This window comes from Streptomyces sp. NPDC001848 (assembly GCF_042891915.1).
Classification (GTDB): Bacteria; Actinomycetota; Actinomycetes; order Streptomycetales; family Streptomycetaceae; genus Streptomyces.
Map to the genome: position 1 here is coordinate 64787 of NZ_JBIATP010000007.1, position 19984 is coordinate 84770.

19 protein-coding genes and 1 riboswitch are annotated in these 19984 nt (G+C 70.2%); of the genes, 11 read left to right on the top strand and 8 right to left on the bottom strand.

The genetic code is table 11. The features are described from left to right. Nucleotides 1–57: 57 nt before the first annotated feature. The 3 genes from ACFYZJ_RS15805 (at nt 58) to ACFYZJ_RS15815 (ending at nt 2142) form a co-directional block, all read left to right on the top strand. Nucleotides 58–318 (top strand): UBP-type zinc finger domain-containing protein, encoded by a 261-nt coding sequence (locus ACFYZJ_RS15805; protein ID WP_388567784.1) that lies wholly within the window; start codon nt 58–60, stop codon nt 316–318. A gap of 274 nt (nt 319–592) precedes the next feature. After that, the gene (locus ACFYZJ_RS15810) at nt 593–1006 is read left to right on the top strand and encodes an anti-sigma regulatory factor (RefSeq protein ID WP_103839295.1); all 414 of its coding nucleotides are present in this window, start codon (nt 593–595) and stop codon (nt 1004–1006) included. Then, the gene (locus ACFYZJ_RS15815; protein WP_388567787.1) at nt 1003–2142 is read left to right on the top strand and encodes an RNA polymerase sigma factor SigF; all 1140 of its coding nucleotides are present in this window, start codon (nt 1003–1005) and stop codon (nt 2140–2142) included. Before ACFYZJ_RS15810 ends, ACFYZJ_RS15815 begins: the two co-directional genes overlap by 4 nt. An 800-nt stretch (nt 2143–2942) precedes the next feature. Here the strand turns inward: ACFYZJ_RS15815 and ACFYZJ_RS15820 are convergent. Then, the gene (locus ACFYZJ_RS15820; protein ID WP_388567789.1) at nt 2943–3395 is read right to left on the bottom strand and encodes a hypothetical protein; all 453 of its coding nucleotides are present in this window, start codon (nt 3393–3395) and stop codon (nt 2943–2945) included. Nucleotides 3396–3532: 137 nt separating this feature from the next. On the opposite strand from ACFYZJ_RS15820, the gene ACFYZJ_RS15825 reads away from it, so the two are divergent. Both ACFYZJ_RS15825 and ACFYZJ_RS15830 read left to right on the top strand, forming a co-directional pair. Beyond that, nucleotides 3533–4501, top strand: coding sequence for a diacylglycerol/lipid kinase family protein (locus tag ACFYZJ_RS15825; protein ID WP_388567792.1), 969 nt, complete (start codon nt 3533–3535; stop codon nt 4499–4501). A 321-nt stretch (nt 4502–4822) separates the two neighbouring features. Then, nucleotides 4823–5080 carry a WhiB family transcriptional regulator gene (locus tag ACFYZJ_RS15830; protein ID WP_003992873.1) on the top strand — a complete coding sequence of 86 codons (258 nt, stop codon included), beginning with the start codon at nt 4823–4825 and terminating at the stop codon, nt 5078–5080. Nucleotides 5081–5290: 210 nt separating this feature from the next. Here the strand turns inward: ACFYZJ_RS15830 and ACFYZJ_RS15835 are convergent, their stop codons facing one another. Together ACFYZJ_RS15835 and ACFYZJ_RS15840 are read right to left on the bottom strand one after the other, a co-directional pair. Further along, nucleotides 5291–6757 carry a sensor histidine kinase gene (locus ACFYZJ_RS15835; RefSeq protein WP_388568580.1) on the bottom strand — a complete coding sequence of 489 codons (1467 nt, stop codon included), beginning with the start codon at nt 6755–6757 and terminating at the stop codon, nt 5291–5293. Between the two features lie 481 nt (nt 6758–7238). Then, nucleotides 7239–7976, bottom strand: coding sequence for a TetR/AcrR family transcriptional regulator (locus ACFYZJ_RS15840; protein ID WP_388567794.1), 738 nt, complete (start codon nt 7974–7976; stop codon nt 7239–7241). A gap of 95 nt (nt 7977–8071) precedes the next feature. Between ACFYZJ_RS15840 and ACFYZJ_RS15845 the strand changes: the two genes are divergently transcribed. Beyond that, nucleotides 8072–8824, top strand: a complete 753-nt coding sequence (locus ACFYZJ_RS15845; protein ID WP_388567796.1) for an SDR family oxidoreductase — start codon at nt 8072–8074, stop codon at nt 8822–8824. Between the two features lie 30 nt (nt 8825–8854). On the opposite strand, the gene ACFYZJ_RS15850 is transcribed toward ACFYZJ_RS15845, so the two are convergent. Then, on the bottom strand, nt 8855–9925 hold the full coding sequence (locus ACFYZJ_RS15850) for an SIS domain-containing protein (RefSeq protein WP_388567798.1): 1071 nt from the start codon (nt 9923–9925) through the stop codon (nt 8855–8857). Nucleotides 9926–10275: 350 nt separating this feature from the next. Here ACFYZJ_RS15850 and nagB point away from each other — a divergent pair, with 350 nt between their 5' ends. Further along, nucleotides 10276–11061 carry a glucosamine-6-phosphate deaminase gene (nagB, locus tag ACFYZJ_RS15855; RefSeq protein WP_388567800.1) on the top strand — a complete coding sequence of 262 codons (786 nt, stop codon included), beginning with the start codon at nt 10276–10278 and terminating at the stop codon, nt 11059–11061. A gap of 65 nt (nt 11062–11126) precedes the next feature. Here nagB and ACFYZJ_RS15860 read toward each other — a convergent pair whose 3' ends face one another. From ACFYZJ_RS15860 to ACFYZJ_RS15875, 4 genes are all read right to left on the bottom strand, one after another. Next, the gene (locus ACFYZJ_RS15860) at nt 11127–12620 is read right to left on the bottom strand and encodes a glycoside hydrolase family 3 protein (protein WP_388567803.1); all 1494 of its coding nucleotides are present in this window, start codon (nt 12618–12620) and stop codon (nt 11127–11129) included. 7 nt (nt 12621–12627) lie between these two features. After that, the gene (locus ACFYZJ_RS15865; RefSeq protein ID WP_388568583.1) at nt 12628–13497 is read right to left on the bottom strand and encodes a carbohydrate ABC transporter permease; all 870 of its coding nucleotides are present in this window, start codon (nt 13495–13497) and stop codon (nt 12628–12630) included. A 14-nt stretch (nt 13498–13511) separates the two neighbouring features. Next, entirely contained in the window at nt 13512–14501 is a 990-nt protein-coding gene (locus ACFYZJ_RS15870) for a carbohydrate ABC transporter permease (protein ID WP_388567806.1), read from the bottom strand. Between the two features lie 90 nt (nt 14502–14591). Then, the gene (locus tag ACFYZJ_RS15875; protein ID WP_388567808.1) at nt 14592–15875 is read right to left on the bottom strand and encodes an extracellular solute-binding protein; all 1284 of its coding nucleotides are present in this window, start codon (nt 15873–15875) and stop codon (nt 14592–14594) included. Between the two features lie 421 nt (nt 15876–16296). Between ACFYZJ_RS15875 and ACFYZJ_RS15880 the strand changes: the two genes are divergently transcribed. The 4 genes from ACFYZJ_RS15880 (at nt 16297) to ACFYZJ_RS15895 (ending at nt 19679) form a co-directional block, all read left to right on the top strand. Continuing rightward, a complete protein-coding gene (locus ACFYZJ_RS15880) occupies nt 16297–17061 on the top strand; it encodes a GntR family transcriptional regulator (RefSeq protein ID WP_388567810.1) in 765 nt (254 codons plus the stop codon). A gap of 139 nt (nt 17062–17200) precedes the next feature. Further along, entirely contained in the window at nt 17201–17467 is a 267-nt protein-coding gene (locus ACFYZJ_RS15885) for a DUF3311 domain-containing protein (protein WP_388567812.1), read from the top strand. Further along, a complete protein-coding gene (gene mctP, locus ACFYZJ_RS15890; protein ID WP_388567816.1) occupies nt 17464–19092 on the top strand; it encodes a monocarboxylate uptake permease MctP in 1629 nt (542 codons plus the stop codon). The genes ACFYZJ_RS15885 and mctP overlap by 4 nt, the downstream gene beginning before the upstream one ends. A gap of 80 nt (nt 19093–19172) precedes the next feature. Next, nucleotides 19173–19679: a GNAT family N-acetyltransferase gene (locus tag ACFYZJ_RS15895; protein ID WP_388567819.1), complete on the top strand. Its 507-nt coding sequence runs from the start codon at nt 19173–19175 to the stop codon at nt 19677–19679. A 17-nt stretch (nt 19680–19696) separates the two neighbouring features. Then, a riboswitch (cobalamin riboswitch) is annotated at nt 19697–19869 on the top strand. Nucleotides 19870–19984: the final 115 nt, after the last annotated feature.

A 19984-nucleotide genomic window follows, 5' to 3' on the forward strand; every position in this document is an offset into this window, starting at 1 on the left:
TCCGCCCGCCCTCTTTTTCCGCGCCGCTTCCCGCGGACCCGTCGTAACCTGGCCATCATGAAACAGTGCAGGCACGGCGACTCGCTGCCGGACCCCGAGCCCAAGCCCCAGAGCGAGACCTGCCTGGAGTGCCTCGCCACCGGTACGCACCCGGTGCAGCTGCGCCTGTGTCTGGAGTGCGGGCACGTAGGCTGCTGCGACTCCTCGCCCCTGCGGCACGCCACGGCGCACCACGAGGCCAGCGGGCATCCGGTGATGCGCACTTTCGAACCGGGTGAGAACTGGCGCTGGTGCTTCGTCGATCATGTACTCGTGTGACCCGGGGCCGGTACTCGTGTGACCCTGTATCCGGACGGTTCGCCGGTCCGGCGCCTGGGTACGTCAAACCGGCACGCGCTCTTCCCGATTGGTTCCGCCAGACCCCTAGCCACTGTGCGTATACATGGGTTTACTATGAGTGACAGCAAGGGGTCGGGGTCCTGGGGACAGGTACGTTGAGAGCGCGATAGCGTCACCGCTGAACCATGAGGGGCGTTACCCCGGGGGGCGGCCCTCGGCCCCCGAAACAGCTTGTACCACCTTGGAGGTGAGGGTGTCCCAGATCGCAGGCGAGCCCGCGACCCAGGACTTCGTGGAAGTCCGGCTGCCGGCTGCGGGTGCCTATCTGTCGGTGCTGCGCACGGCCACGGCCGGTCTCGCGGCCCGTTTGGACTTCACCCTCGACGAGATCGAGGACCTGCGCATCGCGGTCGACGAGGCCTGCGCGATCCTGCTGCAGCAGGCCGTGCCCGGCTCGGTGCTCAGCTGTGTCTTCCGGCTCATCGACGACTCGCTGGAGGTCACGGTCGCGGCCCCGACCACGGACGGCCACGCCCCCTCGCGGGACACGTTCGCCTGGACCGTCCTGTCGGCCCTGGCCGGCAAGGTCTCCTCCGCGGTCTCCGACGACAAGACCGTGTCCATCAGCCTCTACAAACAGCGCGGCGCGGGACCCGGGCCGGCGTGACGAACGGGGACGGGCCGGTGCGGGACGAAGAGCGCGGCACACGGAAGTTCTCCGCCGGGAGCGCGGGCGGCCCGGGCGGGGCGCGGCGCACGGCGGAAGGCGTGGACGGCATCCCCGAGCAGGCACGTCCGCACCCGGAGGGCCAGGCGTCGGCGGTCATGGCGCCCGTGCCGACGGGACCGGCCGGGGCGGACGAGGCGCTCTCCGCCCGGGGCGGCGGACAGCGGGATCCAGGCGGAGCCACGGGTACGTCCTCCGGAGGGAATGGGGCCTCCCCTGCTCGAGCGGAGTCGAGAGCTCGGGGAAGGACGACGGGCGGGACGATGAGCGAGCACGAGCGAAACGCTGAGCACGGTGTGCCGGTCGGCGCACAGCCCAACCCACAGGACCGCAGCGGCGCGCGGGCGATGTTCGTCGAACTGCGCAAGCTGAAGGAAGGCAGCCCGGAGTACGCGGAGCTGCGCAACCAGCTGGTCCGGATGCACCTGCCGCTCGTCGAGCACCTCGCGCGCCGTTTCCGCAACCGGGGTGAGCCGCTGGACGATCTGACCCAGGTCGCCACCATCGGTCTGATCAAGTCGGTCGACCGTTTCGACCCGGAGCGGGGCGTCGAGTTCTCGACCTACGCGACGCCGACGGTCGTCGGCGAGATCAAGCGGCACTTCCGCGACAAGGGCTGGGCGGTGCGGGTGCCGCGGCGCCTGCAAGAGCTGCGCCTGGCCCTGACGACGGCCACGGCCGAGCTGTCCCAGCAGCACGGCCGCTCTCCGACGGTCCATGAGCTGGCCGAGAAACTGGCCATCTCGGAGGAGGAGGTCCTGGAGGGCCTGGAGTCCGCCAACGCGTACTCGACGCTGTCCCTGGACGTCCCCGACACGGACGACGAGTCCCCGGCGGTCGCGGACACGCTCGGCGCGGAGGACGAGGCGCTGGAGGGCGTCGAGTACCGCGAGTCACTGAAGCCGCTGCTGGAGGATCTTCCGCCGCGGGAGAAGCGGATCCTGCTGCTGCGCTTCTTCGGCAACATGACGCAGTCGCAGATCGCGCAGGAGGTCGGCATCTCGCAGATGCACGTCTCACGTCTGCTGGCGCGGACGCTGGCTCAACTGCGGGACAAGCTGCTGGTCGAGGAGTAGGACGGCGGCACCGGGGTGCGGTCAGCGCTCCGCGACGGCGTGGCGGTGCACCGCGTTCACGTCGGCTCGGGGCTCGGCACCCGGCGGCCGGAGGGGCGCCGCCGTTCCGAGGCGGGCCCGGCCGAGGCAGACGGCACGGCTTGGCGGTGCACCGCGTTCACGTCGGCTCGGGGCTCGGCACCCGGCGGCCGGAGGGGCGCCGCCGTTCCGAGGCGGGCCCGGCCGAGGCAGACGGCACGGCTTGGCGGTGCACCGCGTTCACGTCGGCTCGGGGCTCGGCACCCGGCGGCCGGAGGGGCGCCGCCGTTCCGAGGCGGGCCCGGCCGAGGCAGACGGCACGGCTTGGCGGTGCACCGCGTTCACGTCGGCTCGGGACTCGGCACCCGGCGGCCGGAGGGGCGCCGCCGTTCCGAGGCGGGCCCGGCCGAGGCAGACGGCACGGCTTGGCGGTGCACCGCGTTCACGTCGGCTCGGGACTCGGCACCCGGCGGCCGGAGGGGCGCCGCCGTTCCGAGGCGGGCCCGGCCGAGGCAGACGGCACGGCTTGGCGGTGCACCGCGTTCACGTCGGCTCGGGACTCGGCACCCGGCGGCCCGGCCGCGGCACCCCGGCGACGACCGCGATGTCGTCGATGTCGTCGCCCGGCGGCGGCCGGAGGGGCACCGCCGTTCCGAGGCCGTGCCCGGCCGCCGCAGACGGCGACGGTCGTCGGACCGGATCCAGCAGGTGGACCTGGGAGAACCCCGGGCGAGCTGCCGCGCCCCGGCGTCGCACGCCGAACCGGGACAGCCGGACGCCGACTACCGCTTCGGCTCCTCCGCACGGCCGGGGCCGCGGATCCCGAGGGCCTGCGTCGTCGCCGGGTTCACCAGGAGCACCAGCGCCGTCACCGCGACGAGCGCGAGCACGATCCCGACCGGGATCGCGACGCTGTCGGCGCGGAGCAGGTTGTACGCCACCGGCAGCGCCATGATCTGGGTGATGACGGCGGGCCCCCGGCTCCAGCCACGCCGCAGCAGCAGACCGCGCGCGGCCAGCAGGGGCAGCAGCGCGAGCACGATCAGGGTGATGCCGAGGGTGACGGCCTGCTGCCGGTCGTCCGGCGAGCCCGTGAGGCCGAGGACGAGCGTCCAGACGCCGCCCGCGACCAGGGCCAGCCCCTCCAGGCCGGCCAGCGCCGCCGCGGCGGTCAGCCGCGCGGGCCGGGGCCCGGCTTCACGGGTCTCAGGAGTGGAGTTCTGCTCAGCGCTCACCCCTGAAGGGTAGCCCTGCGGGCCGGTCGGCTCCCCGACGCCTCCGGCGCCGCTGTGCCCGAGACCACAGCCGGGCCTCTTACCGGATCCCTACCCGGGCTGGGGTCGAGTACCGCTCAGTAGGTACGCTGCACACCATGCGTGCACTTCTCGTGGTCAATCCGGCGGCAACCACCACAAGCGCACGTACCCGTGACGTCCTCATCCACGCGCTGGCGAGCGAGATGAAGCTCGAGGTGGTGACCACCGAGTACCGGGGGCACGCCCGGGACCTCGGCCGGCAGGCCGTGGAGAGCGAGGACATAGACCTGGTCGTGGCGCTCGGCGGGGACGGCACGGTCAACGAGGTCGTCAACGGCCTGCTGCACCACGGTCCCGACCCCGACCGTCTCCCCCTGCTCGCCGTCGTGCCCGGCGGCTCGACCAACGTCTTCGCCCGCGCCCTCGGCCTGCCCAACGACATGGTGGAGGCCACCGGCGCCATCCTCGACGGCCTGCGCGAACGCCGTGAGCGCACGGTCGGCCTCGGTCTCGCCGCGGGCACCCCGGGCAGCGAGGACGAGGCGGCGCCCTCCCGCTGGTTCACCTTCAACGCCGGCTTCGGCTTCGACGCGGGTGTGGTCGGCCGGGTCGAGCAGCAGCGTGAGCAGGGCAAGCGGTCCACCCATGCGCTGTATCTGCGCCAGGTGGTCCGTCAGTTCCTGGACGAACCGCATCGCAGGCACGGCACGATCACCCTGGAGCGGGCGGGTGAGGAGCCGGTAACCGATCTGGTCATGTCCATAATCTGCAACACCGCGCCCTGGACGTTTCTCGGCAATCGTCCGGTGTACGCCTCACCTAAGGCCTCGTTCGATACCGGCCTCGACGTGCTCGCCCTCAGCCGCCTCTCGACGGCCTCGGTTGCCCGGTATGCGACCCAGTTGCTCACTTCGTCCCCCGAGCGCGGTCCCCGGGGCAAGCACGTGGTCTCGCTGCACGACCTGACCGACTTCACCTTGCATTCGAAGGCGCCGCTCCCCCTGCAGATGGACGGCGACCACCTCGGAGTACGTACGAGCGTGACGTTCACAGGCGTACGCCGTGCACTGCGTGTGATTGTGTGAGCAGAAGGGGCTAAAGTCCTTTCACTCGAACGTTTAGGCCAGGATCCACCCCTTGGAAGTACGGCTGTGACCTAGTCGACACCAAGGAATCAAAAAAAACTTTCCGGAAGGGGTTGTATCCGCCGCTGAGGTTTGCGAGTCTCTACGTGGCGCTCGGGACAGCTCGCAACACCGGCTCCCATCGAGAGTGCCCGAACCCCTCCTCAATCCACAGGACCACGTCAGTGAGTCTGACGATCGGCCCTTCACTTGTTGAGGGATTCGTGAAAGCGTTCACATTCACAAGCAATCTGCACGTAATACCACGGAGAGGTAGCAGCCATGGACTGGCGTCACAACGCCGTTTGCCGCGAGGAAGACCCCGAGCTCTTCTTCCCCATCGGCAACACCGGTCCTGCGCTGCTGCAGATCGAGGAAGCCAAGGCCGTCTGCCGTCGCTGCCCGGTTATCGAGCAGTGCCTGCAGTGGGCGCTCGAGTCCGGCCAGGACTCCGGCGTCTGGGGTGGTCTCAGCGAGGACGAGCGCCGCGCCATGAAGCGCCGCGCCGCCCGCAACCGGGCCCGTCAGGCCTCCGCCTGACACACCCGCCCCGACGAGCCTGAGCTTGGCGGCGCGTACAGCGAGTACGCTTCTCCCGCCCCCGAGCCGCAGCGCGCAGTCGCTAGCAGCAGCTGGCACCAACGAGCTTTAGCCCCGGGCCACTTGGTGGCCCGGGGCTCATTGCTGTGTGGACGTTGCCATGGAGTGCCGGGAGCGCGGTGTCCGTACCTGCCCGGTCGCCGCCCGGCCTCACTTCTGTGCACGGACCGGGATGTCCAGGATCACCCGTGTGCCGCGCCCCGGGGCCGGGACCATGTCGAAGGTGCCGCCCAACTCCCCCTCCACCAGCGTCCGTACGATCTGCAGCCCGAGATTGCCGGCGGTCTGCGGGTCGAAGCCCTCGGGCAGCCCGACCCCGTCGTCCTGGACGGTGACCAGGAGGCGCGCCTCCTTCGCCGTACCGCCACGGACGGCCGAGACCTCGACCGTGCCGGTGTCGCCCTGGCGGAAGCCGTGCTCCAGGGCGTTCTGGAGGATCTCGGTGAGCACCATGGACAGCGGGGTGGCGACCTCCGCGTCGAGAATGCCGAAGCGGCCGCTGCGTCGGCCGCTGACCGTGCCGGGCGAGATCTCGGCGACCATGGCGAGCACCCGGTCGGCGATCTCGTCGAACTCCACGCGCTCGTCCAGATTCTGGGACAGCGTCTCATGGACGATCGCGATCGACCCGACCCGTCGTACGGCCTCCTCGAGCGCCTCCCGTCCACGCTCGGAACCGATACGGCGGGCCTGCAGGCGGAGCAGGGCGGCGACCGTCTGGAGGTTGTTCTTCACCCGGTGGTGGATCTCCCGGATGGTCGCGTCCTTGGTGATCAACTCCCGCTCCCGGCGCCGCAGTTCCGTGACGTCCCGCAGCAGGACGAGCGAGCCTATGCGCGTGCCCTTGGGCTTCAGGGGAATCGCGCGGAACTGGATCACCCCGTCGTTCGCCTCGATCTCGAACTCGCGCGGCGCCCATCCGCTGGCCAGCTTGACCAGCGCCTCGTCCACCGGGCCCTTTGTGGGGGCGAGTTCCGCGGTGGTCTTGCCGAGGTGGTGACCGACGAGGTCGGCGGCGAGGCCGAGGCGGTGGTACGCCGACAGGGCGTTCGGTGACGCGTACTGGACGATGCCGTCCGCATCCAGCCTGATCAGACCGTCGCCGACGCGCGGTGAAGCGTCCATGTCGACCTGCTGGTCGGGGAACGGGAAGGCGCCGGCCGCGATCATCTGGGCGAGGTCGGAGGCGCTCTGGAGGTAGGTGAGCTCCAGGCGGCTCGGGGTGCGCACGGTCAGCAGGTTGGTGTTGCGCGCGATGACACCGAGGACGCGCCCCCCGCAGCGTACGGGGATGGACTCGACCCGGACCGGGACCTCCTCGCGCCACTCCGGGTCACCCTCGCGCACGATCCGGCCCTCGTCCAGCGCCGCGTCCAGCATGGGGCGGCGGCCTCGGGGGACGAGGTGGCCGACCATGTCGTCCTGGTAGGAGGTGGGGCCGGTGTTCGGGCGCATCTGGGCCACCGACACATACCGGGTGCCGTCACGGGTGGGCACCCACAGAACCAGGTCGGCGAAGGAGAGATCAGAGAGCAGCTGCCACTCCGACACCAGCAGGTGCAGCCACTCCAGGTCGGAGTCGCTGAGGGCGGTGTGCTGGCGGACCAGTTCGTTCATGGAGGGCACGTGTGCGAGGGTACCCGGGCGTTCGGACATCGACCGAAATCGGCCAGTGCAGGGGGCTCCGGTACGACCCTGCCGGAAGGGGATGCGGTGCGGCGCTCGTACGGCCCCGAAAGCACCCGCGGGCCGCGGCGCCTGGGAGGGACCCTCAACCCTCCCGGCACCGCAGCCCGGAGCAGCAACGGCCGCGGGGTGTGCGGTCCCGGTCGGCCGAAGGTCGAGGAGCCGGAGCAGTCAGGGCAGAGAGCGCCGGTTCCTCGGTCCGCCTTCCTGTGCGGGGGAAGACGGGGCTCGTGTCTTTACTTACTTTACTGTCTTGTCGGGCAGGTGGACTAGACCACGCCGACGACACCATGGTGGCTGAGTTCCGACGCATGTGTCCATACGTTGGAGGATGTTTGCTGTTGTCTCTTTATCAGACATCCGTGGCTTCACGCATCTGCCTTGCCGAACATCCGGACGGCCCACGCGCAGCCTAGGACCTGTCGGCTCGGGCGCGGGGCCAGACCGCCAGGGCGACCTCCACGAGCGCTTCCAGTTCCTCCCGGGTCGCCCCGTCGCGCGCCTGCTGGGACATGCCCTGGACGATCGCGCCGACATAGCGGGCGAGGGTGCGGGCATCGCTGGCGGCGGGCAGCTCACCGGCGGCGACTCCGGCCCGGATACGGCGCTCGAAGGCGTCGATGTTGGCGTTGCGCCGCGCCCGCAGGGACTCCTCGATCTCGGGCGTCGTGCAGTTGGCGGCGGCGTGGATGACGAGACAGCCGTGCGGATGCCCGGGGGCCGTGTAGATCTCGGCGGCCTCGCGGAGCATCCGCTCCACAGCGGCACGAGCGGTCGGCTCCTCGGCGAGGGCCCGGTCACCGAACGACCCGTACCGCTCGTCGTAGACGCCGACGACCTCCTCGAAGAGGGACCGCTTGTCACCGAACGCCGCGTACAGGCTCGGCGCACCGATGCCCATGACCCGGGTGAGGTCGGAGACGGAGGTGGCCTCGTAACCGTGCTCCCAGAACGCCAGGAGGGCCTTTTCGAGCGCGGTCGCGCGGTCGAAGGAACGGGGGCGCCCTCGGGGGCGGGAGGCTGCGGCACGGGTCGCGCGTGACGGGGTGACGGGGGCCGGGTCGGTCGCAGGCTCACCCTCGGCCACTGCCTCCATCGGGACCCCGGGTCGCGCCTCGGTCTGTCGGCCCCTGTCCTCGCTCTCCACCATGGAGTGGATTCTATAGCGGGTGCTAGAGAAATCACCCGGCCCTGTTGTACGGTGTTTTCTGTATCGACCGCTAGAGAAATGGAGGGGGCGTCGGCATGGACGTGCTCAGGGGGAGGACCGCACTCGTCACCGGGGCGAGCAGGGGCATCGGCCGGGGAATCGCCGAGCGGCTGGCGCGTGACGGGGCGCGGGTGGCCGTGCACTACGGCCGGAACGAGGGGGCGGCGAAGGAAACGGTCGCAGCGATCGAGGCGGCGGGCGGTTCCGCGTTCGCGATCGGCGTCGAGCTGGGCCTGCCGGGCGACACCCAGGCCTTGTGGGAGGCGTTCGACCACCATGCGGACGGCGTGGACATCCTGGTCAACAACGCGGCCATCGGCAGCGCACGGCCACTGCAGGAGATCGGCGAGGAGGAGTACGACAGGGTCTTCGCGGTGAACGTGAAGGCGCCGTTCTTCATCGTGCGGCAGGGCCTGGACCGGCTGAGGGACGGCGGCCGCGTCATCAACATCTCCTCCGGTCTCTCCCGGACCGCGGTGTTTCCCCACCAGATCGCCTACGCGATGACGAAGGGCGCGCTGGACGTCTTCACCCGCGACCTGTCCAAGGTGCTGGGCCCCCGCGGCATCACGGTCAACTCGGTGGCGCCGGGCATCATCGACACCGACAACACCGCCGAGTTGCTGTACGGCACGGAGGACGGCTGGGCGCGGGCCGCCTCCATATCGGCACTGGGCCGGGTGGGCGCCCCGGCGGACGTCGCCGACGTGGTGGCGTTCCTGGCCTCCGACGCCGGCCGGTGGGTCACGGGCAGTTGGGTGGACGCGACGGGAGGCTCGCTGACCTAGAGGACGCCCCGCACGACACCCAGCCGCTCCTCAGCGTGTCTCCGTCACCTTGGCCAGGGCACGCGGGGCGTCCGGGTCCTGGCCACGGGCGATGGTGACCTCGTACGCGAGGAGCTGGAGGGGGATGATCTCCAGGATCGGCTGGACCTCCTCGGCCACGCCCTCGGTCGGCAGGACGAACCCCGCCGACGCCTGCTCGACCTGGCTTCGCGGCCCGATGACGACGAGGTCGGCGCCGCGGCCGCGCAGCCGGTCGAGTACGGGCTGGAGCGCGGCGCCGCCCTTGCCGTCCGTCACGACGGCGATGACCGGCGAGACGTTGTCGACCATGGCGAGCGGGCCGTGCAGGAGATCGGCACCGGAGTAGGAGAGCGCGGGGATGTAACTGGTCTCCATCAGCTTCAGGGCGGCTTCCTTGGCGGTGGGGTAGCCGTAGCCGCGCGAGGTGATGACCATGCGCTCGGCGAAGCGGTAGCGGGCGGCGAGGGTGCGGACCTCGTCCTGGCGGGCGAGGAGTTGCTCGGCGAGGTGGGGCAGCGTCTTGGCGGGGGCGCCGTCGCCGCCGCGCAGTCCTTCGACGAAGAGATAGAGGGCGAGGAGGGAGGCGGTGTAGGTCTTGGTCGCGGGGAGGGCCTTCTCCTCACCGGCCATGACGTCGATGTGGTACTCGGAGACGGCGGCCAGCGGTGAATCGGGGTTGTTGGTCACGGCGAGCGTGAGGGCGCCGGCCTCCCGTGCGGCCTGCGTCGAGGCCACCAGATCCGGGGAGCCGCCGGACTGGCTGACGGTGATGACGAGGACGTCGGTGAGGTCGGGGCGGGCGCCGTAGGCCGTGGTCGTGGACATGGAGGTGAGACCGCAGGGCAGGCCGAGGCGGATCTCCAGGAGGTACTTGGCGTAGAGGGCGGCGTTGTCCGAGGTGCCGCGGGCCGTCAGCAGCACGAACCGGGGCTTGCGGGCGGCGACCTCGCGGGCCACCTCCCGGATGCGCGGCGCTCCCTCGTCGAGGATGCGGCGCAGCACGGCGGGCTGTTCGGCCATCTCCCGGGCCATGATCCGTCCCGGGAGGTCTCGCTGAGGGTCCGGTGTCGTCGGCGTCATGGGGTTCCTCCCGGGGTGGAGAGTGTCTCTCGCTCTGGGCTGACGGCTCCTATTCCACCTCCTCGAATCCGCCGACGCCTCGGCAGAGGGGGAGTGGCGGAGTTGCGTCGGGAGATACCGGGCGGAGCGGGGCGGATCTGCCGGCCCGTCGCCCGGAATCCGCCAGGCAGGCAGCCCTGGCCGGCCAACACGTCCGGGACGCCGCCGACTCCCCCGAGACCGCCTCCGCATCGCCCGTCGACAGCCCTGTCCGGACCCCCGTACGCACCCTCCACTCTGTTAGATTGGTCTAAACCACTGGTCCCTCACCCCGGTTCCCACCCCCCTCTCCTCAGATCGGCAGGCCCAGCGTGGAAGTTGTCATCGTTCCGGACGCCCAGGCGGGTGGCGAGCTCATCGCCGAGGCCATGGCGCAGCTGCTCCGACGCAAGCCCGACGCCCTGCTCGGTGTGGCCACCGGCTCCACACCGTTGCCCGTGTACGAGGCCCTGGCGGCCAGGGCACGCTCCGGCGCCGTGGACGTCTCGCGGGCGCGCGTCGCCCAGCTCGACGAATACGTCGGACTGCCCGCGGATCACCCGGAGTCGTACCGTTCCGTCCTCCGGCGGGAGGTGCTGGAGCCGCTCGGGATGGGCATGGACGCCTTCCTGGGGCCCGACGGCACGGCGGAGGACGTGCAGGCTGCCTGCGAGGCGTACGACAGGGCGCTCGCCGCGGCCGGTGGCGTGGATCTGCAGCTGCTCGGGATCGGCACCGACGGGCACATCGGGTTCAACGAGCCGTGCTCCTCGCTCGCCTCCCGCACCCGCATCAAGACGCTCACCGAGCAGACCCGCATCGACAACGCCCGTTTCTTCGACGGCGAGATCGACCAGGTGCCGCACCATGTGATCACCCAGGGCATAGGCACCATCCTCGAGGCGCGGCACCTGGTGCTGCTGGCGACCGGCGAGGGAAAGGCGGACGCGGTCGCCGCCAGCGTCGAGGGCCCGGTCGCCGCCATCTGCCCGGCCTCCGCGCTCCAGCTCCACCCGCATGCGACCGTCGTCGTGGACGAGGCGGCCGCGTCCAAGCTGAAACTCGCCGACTACTTCCGCCACACCTACGCCAACAAGCCCGACTGGCAGGGGATTTAGCGCTCCGCACACGGATGACGCCGGGCCCGGACGGCACCCGGACCCGGCGTCCTCCCCGCAACGGCTCAACAGCCCGCGATGGCCTCCGCCGCCGCCCGGCCACACACCCGTGCCGCCCCGTGGGTGGCGATGTGCAGGGCGCCGCGGGGAGCGGCCTGGGGGACGCCCATCTCGACCACAATCGTGTCGGGGCGCTCCGCGAGGAGGGTCTCCAGGGCGGAGGCCATCCAGGGGTGGCGGTGCTCGTCGCGGACCACCGCCACGATCCGCCGGGCCCCCGCGGCCACCAGTGCCGCACGGCCCGCCGCATCCCCGGCGAAGCTGCCGGTCTCCGTGCCGGGAAGCAGCCGAAGCAGTTCCGCGGCCACACCCCACGGGGTCTCGTCGCCCACCGCGATGTTGGCGACGGGGGTGAGGGCGGCGACGTAGGGCGGCTCGGTGAGCGGGGTGAAGCCCTCTTCGCCGGTGACCGTCAGCGCGCGGCGGGCGGCGAGCAGACCGATGTCCGCGACGGGAGGCCGGTGTGCGCGGGCGCCCTCCGCTGCCGCGGACGCCGTCCACCGTGCCAGCGCCCGTACGCGCTGCGCCGCCTCGGCGAGCCGTTCCTCGGCCAGCTCGCCCGAGCGGACGGCTGCCACCAGGGCGTCCCGCAGACGTCGTACCGTCTCGTCGTCCGCCAGGCCGCCGCCCACGCAGATGGCGTCCGCGCCGGCCGCGATGGCGAGGACGCTGCCGCGCTCGATGCCGTACGTGCCGGCGATCGCCCGCATCTCCATGCCGTCGGTGACGAGCAGGCCGTCGAAGGCGAGCTCGCCGCGCAGCAGGTCGGTCAGGATGCGCCCGGACAACGTTGCCGGGCGGTCCGGGTCCAGGGCCGGGACCAGGATGTGCGCGCTCATCACCGCGCGGGTGCCGGCGGCGATCGCCGCACGGAACGGGGCCAGTTCGCGGTCCTGGAGCACCGCGGGATCCGCGTCGATGCGCGGGAGGGCGAGGTGGGAGTCGACCGCGGTGTCGCCGTGCCCCGGGAAGTGCTTGGTGCAGGCGGCGACGCCGGCGGACTGCAGTCCGGTGACATAGGCGGCGGTGTGGCGGGCCACCAGCTGGGGGTCGGCGCCGAAGGACCGTACGCCGATCACCGGGTTGGCGGGGTTGGAGTTGACGTCGGCCGAGGGTGCCCAGTTGAGGTTGACCCCGCACTCGGCGAGCCGGCGGCCGAGTGCGTGGGCCACCTCCCGGGTCAGGTCGACGTCGTCCACCGCGCCCAGCGCGTGGTTGCCCGGAAAGGAGGAACCGGTCCGCACCTCCAGGCGGGTGACGTCACCGCCCTCCTCGTCGATGGCGACGAGCACGTCCTCGCGTTCGGCGCGCAACTGGGCCGTCAGGGCGGCGAGCTGTCCGGGAGAGGTGATGTTGCGGCCGAACAGGCCCACGGACGCCAGGCCCTCGCCGAGGCGGCGCAGCAGCCAGTCGGGGGCGGTGGTGCCGCTGAAGCCGGGCTGGAGGACCGTCAGCGCGTCACGCGTCACCGTGTCCGTGCCGCTGGCGAATGTCGTCATCGGGGCGTTATCCCTTCACGGCGCCCGCGGTGAGGCCCGCGGCCATCTTGCGCTGGACGAGGAGGAAGAGCACGACGATCGGGACCGCCATCATCGTGGCGCCGGCCATCATCGGGGCGTACTCGGTGCCGTGCTTGGTGGTGAAGTTGCCGAGCCAGACGGTCGCGGTCTGGTTCTGCTGGCTCATCAGCATCAGGGCGTACAGGTACTCGTTCCAGGCCTGGATGAAGCCGTAGACCGAGGTGGCGACCAGGCCGGGGGCCAGCAGCGGGAAGACCACCCGCAGGAAGGCGCCGGTGCGCGAGCAGCCGTCCACCATCGCCGCCTCCTCCAGTTCGCGCGGGATGTTGACGATGAAGCCGCGCAGCGTCCACACCGTGAACGGGAGGATGAAGGTCAGGTAGGTGATGATCAGACCGGACAGCTTGTCGTACTGGCCGAGGTCGTTGAGCAGCAGGAAGACCGGGATGATCATGGCGATGAGCGGGACCATCTGGACCGCCAGGATGCCCACGATCACGAGCTTGCGGCCGCGGAAGGCGAACCGGGAGATGGCGAGCGCCGCCAGCATGCCGACGACGATGCCGATCGCGACCACCGACAGCGACACGACCAGGCTGCGGCCGACCGGCCCCCAGAAGTCGGCGATGGCCAGCGCCCGGCGGAAGTTGGCGAGCGTGAAGCCCGTGGGCAGCAGGCTCGGGTCCGGGTCGATGGCGTCCTTCGCCGGTTTGATCGCCGTGTCGATCATCCAGTAGACGGGGAAACCAGCGGTCAGGAGGACGAGCAGGCCGAGGAGGTTCCAGCCGAGCCGGGACCTGGTCCGGCGGCGGGCCACGGCGCGCCCGGTGAGCGTCGTCGCACTCGCGCCGCTCATGCCGCTCATGCCGCTCATTCGACTTCTCCGATCTTCAGCATCTGGCGCATGTAGACGGCAACGACGCCGAGCAGCAACAGCACGGTGATCAGGGCGATCGCGGAGCCCTGGCCGTAGTCGTTGACCACGAACGCCCGGTCGTACGAGTACGTCGTGAGCAGCTGGAACTCGGCCTCGGGGTGGCCGCCGCGCATCACGAAGACCTGCGGGAAGACGCCCATGTCCCAGATGACGGAGAGGGTCGTGAGCATCACGATGATCGGCTTCAGGACCGGGAGGGTCACATGGCGGAACACGCCCCAGGAGCCCGCGCCGTCGAGCCGGGCCGCCTCCTCCAGTTCCTTCGGCACCTGGGTGAGGCCCGCGCCGAGCGTGATGACGACGAACGGGACGGCACCCCAGACCACGAGGAGCATGATCACGGCCAGGCCCTGCGGTCCGCTCGCGAACCAGTTGTGGCCGATCAGACGCACGCCGGGCAGCTTGCTCAGCAGGGCGTTGAGGATGCCGTAGTCCGAGTCGAAGAGCCACTTGAAGACGGTGGTGGCCACGATGACCGGCATGCCCCAACTGGCCACCAGCACGATGTTGATCAGCGTCTTCATCCAGCCGGAGACCCGCTGGAGCAGCAACGCGATCAGCATGCCGAGGACCATGGTGAAGATCACCGAGCCGGCCGCGAAGCCGATCGTGCGGACCACGACCGCCCAGAACTCACCGTCCTGGAGCACCTCGGTGAAGTTGGCGAACCCGGCCGACTCGGCCGGCTGGAACCCCCACAGCTGGGACTGACCGAACTTCTGGAAGGACAGGGTCACCAGGCGGACCAGCGGATAACCCATCACCAGGGCGAGGACCAGCAGACAGGGGGCGAGCAGCGCCCAGGGGACGGCGGCCGCGCCCGGCGCCCGCCTTCTGCGTGGCCCTGCGGCGACGACGCCCGGTGGCGGCGCCGGCCGCGGCGGTGGCGCCTTGGCGGGGGTGGTCGTGTCTGCGGCACTCATCGCGCGCTCCTCAGCGGTCCCTGTAGGTCGTACGAGAAGCAGGGCCCCACCCCGAACACCCCCCGGGGCTCACAGGGCCCTGCCGTCGGCTCACTTGGTGTTGATGACCTTGTCGATCGCGGCGTCCGCGTCCTTCGCGGCGGCCTCGACCGACTTCTTGCCGGTGCCGATGTCCTGCAGCATCGTCTGCAGGACCTGCGCCTTCTCGACCTGGCCCCAGCCCGGTGCCATCGGGACGAACCAGTTGGACTCGGCCGCGGTGGCCGGGACCGCCGTCGCCGGGTCGTTCTTCAGGGTCGCGAGGTCGGTCTTGTTGTTGGGCAGGTTGCCCTTGGCGATGAGGCCCTTCTGGCCCTGCGATCCGGTGAAGGCGTTGATCCACTCGGCGGCCAGTGCCTGCGCCTTGGACTTCACCGGGATCGCCAGGTCCGAACCGCCCAGGAACACGGGCATGTTCTTGCCGGACGGGCCGGGCATCACGAAGTTCTCGAGGCCGTTCTTCAGCTTGCCCCCGGTCTTGTCGGCCTTCGGGTCGGCCGCGGCCGCGCCCTCCCAGGCGGCGCCGAAGATCATGGCGGACTTGCCCTGGCCGTAGACGATGTACCGGTCGGACTCGTCCTTGGTCTTGTCGCCGTGCATGTACTTGTCGATGACCGTCTTGAACTCGTTCAGCCCCTTGAGGGACTCCGGCGAGGAGAGGCTGGCCTTCCACTGGCCGCCCTCCTGCTTGGCGATGGAGCCGCCGGCGTCGTAGACGAAGGACATGGCCGCGTACCAGTCGCGCGTGGGCTGGTACCAGGCGCTGAATCCGCTGCCCTCCTTCTGCTGGATCTTGTCCAGGTCGGCAGTGAGCTCCTGGTACGTCTTCGGCGGCGCCTTCACGCCGACCGAAGCGGCGATGTCCTTGCGCCAGTTGGCGACGCGGCCGCCGGCGTAGTAGGGGACGCCGTAGGTCTTGCCGTCGTATGTCACGGAGGCCTTGAGGCCGTCCAGCCACTGGGCCGAGTTGTCGAACTTGGCCGCGTCCACGGGCGCGAAGGCGCCCTTGACCATGTAGCCGAGCATCTCGGTGTTGCCCATCTCGACCACATCGGGGGCCTTGTCGGTGGCGAGGACGGCGTCGAGCTTGGTGTTCTTGTCCGGCCAGCCGTAGTACTCGTGGTTGATCTTCAGGCCCGGGTGCTTCTTCAGCACCGCGTCGTCGGCGGCCTTCACCAGGGTCGGCCAGTTGTTCTGGGCGTCGACCGTCAGCCAGACGGTCAGCTCCTTGGCGTCCGCCCCCGTGTTCGACCCCCCGGACTTGCCGCCTCCGCACGCCGCGACGGAGACCACCATGCCCGCGATACCGATCGCGACTGTCAGTTTGCGCTTCACGCCATCCTCCTCAGGGATGCCACAACCCCCCTTGTCCCCGCGGCGTGACGACGCGCACCGCCCGTGGGGCCGGGACTGGACCAATGGTGTAGACCAGTAGGGGGGAGCTTGGCTCAGACCAATAGGTGCGTCAAGGGCGTTCGCGCCGCTCAGAGCGTTCGTTATGCGACCTACATATGAAAGGATCTTTAAGTAGGAACCCAGCGAAAACGGGCACCCGGATACACGCGGCCACCGCTGGACCACTTCCGCCATGTGGACTAGACCAGCGGGAGTGCCGACGGTATACAGAGGGGATCCCCGTCCGTGGAACGGGGATCACGGAGCGTGGGGCTCTGCTCCCCATGAAGCCGTGCCACGATGTGAGCCGTGACCGACGCCCTGTCGGTCGTTTCGGCATCCGGAGCCGGGAAGGCAGAGCATGAGCACCGACGTCAGCAGTGCGGAGAGCGAGGGCGGGGCGACCGTCCGCACCGCGCGCGTGCCCAAGTACTACCGTCTGAAGAAGCATCTGCTCGACATGACGGAGACGCTGCCGCCGGGGACGCCGGTGCCGCCCGAGCGCACGCTGGCCGCGGAGTTCGACACCTCCCGCACGACGGTGCGCCAGGCGCTGCAGGAGCTGGTTGTCGAAGGGCGGCTGGAACGCATCCAGGGCAAGGGCACGTTCGTCGCCAAGCCGAAGGTGTCCCAGGCGCTGCAACTGACCTCGTACACGGAGGACATGCGCGCGCAGGGCCTCGAGCCGACCTCCCAGCTTCTGGACATCGGCTACGTCACGGCCGACGACACGCTCGCCGGGCTGCTCGACATCTCGCCCGGCGGCCGGGTGCTGCGCATCGAGCGGCTGCGACTGGCGAGCGGCGAGCCGATGGCGATCGAGACGACACACCTGTCCGCCAAGCGCTTCCCGGCGCTGCGCCGGTCGCTGGTGAAGTACACCTCCCTCTACACGGCGCTCGCGGAGGTGTACGACGTCCATCTCGCGGAGGCCGAGGAGACCATCGAGACCTCGCTGGCCACCCCGCGGGAGGCGGGGTTGCTCGGCACGGACGTGGGCCTGCCGATGCTGATGCTCTCCCGGCACTCGCTGGACCGCGAGGGCAAGCCGGTGGAGTGGGTACGGTCGGTGTACCGGGGGGACCGGTACAAGTTCGTGGCCAGGCTGAAGCGTCCCGCGGAGTAGGGCGCGGAGCCGACCCAGAGCTCATCGGGTCTACTCGGTACCGATATGCGGACGAGGGCTTCCGCTTTCCCGAGGGGGTCACCTACATTGCCTGCGCATTACACAGGTACACAGGTGACCAGTGAGGGGACGGAGCCGCATGTCCGATCAACCAGATGCAGCCAGAGCGGCGGTGGTGACGCCGGTGCGCGTCGTCATCGCCCTCTGCCTCGTAGCACCCTTCGTGGCGATGCTGTGGGTCGGCTCGTACGCCAAGACGGACCCCGCGTTCATCGGCATCCCGTTCTTCTACTGGTACCAGATGCTGTGGGTGCTCATCTCCACGGCGCTGACGATGCTCGCGTACAGGCTGTGGCAGCGTGACCAGCGCGCCCGGGATGCCCGGAAGGGGGGTGCGTCGGAATGAAGGACGGCGTGAACGGCGTCGCGCTCGGCGTCTTCATCTTCTTCTTCCTGGCCGTGACCGTCATGGGCTTCCTGGCGGCGCGCTGGCGCAGGGCCGACAACGAGCACAGCCTCGACGAATGGGGCCTCGGCGGCCGCTCCTTCGGGACCTGGATCACCTGGTTCCTGCTCGGCGGCGACCTGTACACCGCGTACACGTTCGTGGCGGTGCCGGCGGCGATCTACGCGGCGGGTGCCTCGGGCTTCTTCGCGGTGCCCTACACCATCCTGGTGTACCCGCTGATCTTCACCTTCCTGCCGCGCCTGTGGTCGGTCTCCCACCGCCATGGATATGTCACCACCTCGGACTTCGTGCGCGGCCGGTTCGGTTCGAAGGGCCTGTCGCTGGCGGTGGCGCTGACCGGCATCCTGGCGACGATGCCGTACATCGCGCTCCAACTGGTGGGCATCCAGGCCGTGCTGGACGTGATGGGCGTGGGCGGCGGCGAGAACACCAACTGGTTCGTGAAGGACCTGCCGCTGCTGATCGCCTTCGGTGTGCTGGCCGCGTACACCTACTCGTCGGGCCTCAGGGCGCCCGCGCTGATCGCGTTCGTGAAGGACGCACTGATCTACATCGTCATCGCGGTGGCGATCATCTACATCCCGATCAAGCTGGGCGGCTTCGACGCCATCTTCGCGAAGGCCGGGCATGCGTTCGCGCAGGTCAACCCCGCGACGGGCAAGCCGCGCGGGGCTCTCGCGCCGGCGGAGGCGACCCAGTGGACCTACGCCACGCTGGCGCTGGGCTCGGCGCTCGCGCTGTTCATGTACCCGCACTCGATCACCGCGACGCTGTCCTCGCGCAGCCGTGAGGTGATCCGCCGCAACACCACGATCCTGCCGCTGTACTCGCTGATGCTGGGCCTGCTGGCGCTGCTCGGCTTCATGGCGATCGCGGCCGGCGTGAAGGTCCAGAACGGGCAGCTGGCGATTCCGCAGCTGTTCGAGAACATGTTCCCGGACTGGTTCGCCGGGGTGGCCTTCGCGGCGATCGGCATCGGTGCGCTGGTGCCCGCGGCGATCATGTCGATCGCGGCCGCGAACCTGTTCACCCGCAACATCTACAAGGACTTCATCAAGCCGGACGCGACGGCGAAGGAGGAGACGAGGGTCTCCAAGATCGTGTCGCTGCTGGTGAAGGTGGGTGCGCTGGTCTTCGTCCTGACGATGGACAAGACGGTCGCGATCAACTTCCAGCTCCTGGGCGGCATCTGGATCCTGCAGACGTTCCCGGCCCTGGTCGGCGGTCTGTTCACCCGCTGGTTCCACCGCTGGGCGCTGCTCGCGGGCTGGGCGGTCGGCATGGCCTACGGCACGCTGGCGGCGTACGGCGTCGCGTCCCCGACCCAGCGGCACTTCGGCGGCTCGGCCAAGGAGATCCCCGGCATCGGGCAGATCGGCTACATCGGCCTGACGGCGTTCGTGCTGAACGTGGTGGTCACGGTGGTGCTGACGGTCGTCCTGAAGGCGCTGAAGGCTCCGGAGGGCGTCGACGAGACGAAGCCGGAGGACTACACGGCGGACGCGGGCGACCCGGGGGTGCAGGTGGAGCTGCCGCCGGCCACGGCGGGCGCCTCGCACTGAGCCCACGTCGTACGCGCGGCAACGGGCCGTCGGAGAAATCCGGCGGCCCGTTGTCGTACCTGTACGGCACACTCGGCCCCATGGAGCTCACCATCCGGCAGGCGAACCCCGACGAGTACGAGACGCTCGGCGAGATCACCGCCCAGGCGTACCTCCGGGACGGCCTCCTCGACTTCGGAGAGAGCGACACCTACCTCGACGAACTGAAGGACGTGGCCAAGCGGGCGGCCGCGGCAGAGGTGCTGGTGGCCGTGGCGGATGGGCAGGTGCTCGGCGGCGTCACCTTCGTACCGGCCGGCGGGCCCATGGCTGACATCGCCGGACCGGGGGAGGCCGAGATACGGATGCTCGCGGTGGCGCACGCCGCGCGCGGCCGGGGCGCCGGAGAGGCCCTCGTCCGGGCCTGCGTCGACCGCGCTCGGGCCACGGACGGCTGCGTACGGGTGGTCCTGTCGACCCAGTCCGCGATGCGCACCGCCCACCGGATCTACGAACGCCTGGGCTTTGTTCGCACACCCGAGTGGGACTGGAACCCCCTCCCTGCTGTCGACCACATCACGCTCCTCACCTACGAGTTGACGCTCTGAGAGCAAGGCGGCACAACATCTGGGGGTGGCGTTGCGGCCTGACACAAGATGTATGCTCATGCTCGCTGTCGCCGCAGGGGAATCCGGTGCGAATCCGGAACTGTCCCGCAACGGTGTACTCGTACACGTATGCCCGCATACCGTCGTACGAACGTCAGTCCGAGGACCTGCCGACAGTGCGCCCGGCCGTCCGGTCCGGGTGCCCTGACGTCCGGGCCTCGTGGAATGGGCCGGTGGACGCGACGCCGCGTGCGCTCGTGAGCTGCCCCTGCCCTCCGCCAGGCCCCGTGCCGAGCGAGGGAGAG

Coding starts and splice junctions, on each gene's coding strand:
- ACFYZJ_RS15805 (WP_388567784.1), top strand. CDS start 58: ATGAAACAGTGCAGGCACGGCGACTCGCTGCCGGACCCCGAGCCCAAG.
- ACFYZJ_RS15825 (WP_388567792.1), top strand. CDS start 3,533: ATGCGTGCACTTCTCGTGGTCAATCCGGCGGCAACCACCACAAGCGCA.
- ACFYZJ_RS15830 (WP_003992873.1), top strand. CDS start 4,823: ATGGACTGGCGTCACAACGCCGTTTGCCGCGAGGAAGACCCCGAGCTC.
- ACFYZJ_RS15835 (WP_388568580.1), bottom strand. CDS start 6,757: ATGAACGAACTGGTCCGCCAGCACACCGCCCTCAGCGACTCCGACCTG.
- ACFYZJ_RS15840 (WP_388567794.1), bottom strand. CDS start 7,976: ATGGTGGAGAGCGAGGACAGGGGCCGACAGACCGAGGCGCGACCCGGG.
- ACFYZJ_RS15845 (WP_388567796.1), top strand. CDS start 8,072: ATGGACGTGCTCAGGGGGAGGACCGCACTCGTCACCGGGGCGAGCAGG.
- ACFYZJ_RS15850 (WP_388567798.1), bottom strand. CDS start 9,925: ATGACGCCGACGACACCGGACCCTCAGCGAGACCTCCCGGGACGGATC.
- ACFYZJ_RS15860 (WP_388567803.1), bottom strand. CDS start 12,620: ATGACGACATTCGCCAGCGGCACGGACACGGTGACGCGTGACGCGCTG.
- ACFYZJ_RS15865 (WP_388568583.1), bottom strand. CDS start 13,497: ATGAGCGGCGCGAGTGCGACGACGCTCACCGGGCGCGCCGTGGCCCGC.
- ACFYZJ_RS15870 (WP_388567806.1), bottom strand. CDS start 14,501: ATGAGTGCCGCAGACACGACCACCCCCGCCAAGGCGCCACCGCCGCGG.
- ACFYZJ_RS15880 (WP_388567810.1), top strand. CDS start 16,297: ATGAGCACCGACGTCAGCAGTGCGGAGAGCGAGGGCGGGGCGACCGTC.
- ACFYZJ_RS15885 (WP_388567812.1), top strand. CDS start 17,201: ATGTCCGATCAACCAGATGCAGCCAGAGCGGCGGTGGTGACGCCGGTG.
- mctP (WP_388567816.1), top strand. CDS start 17,464: ATGAAGGACGGCGTGAACGGCGTCGCGCTCGGCGTCTTCATCTTCTTC.
- ACFYZJ_RS15895 (WP_388567819.1), top strand. CDS start 19,173: ATGGAGCTCACCATCCGGCAGGCGAACCCCGACGAGTACGAGACGCTC.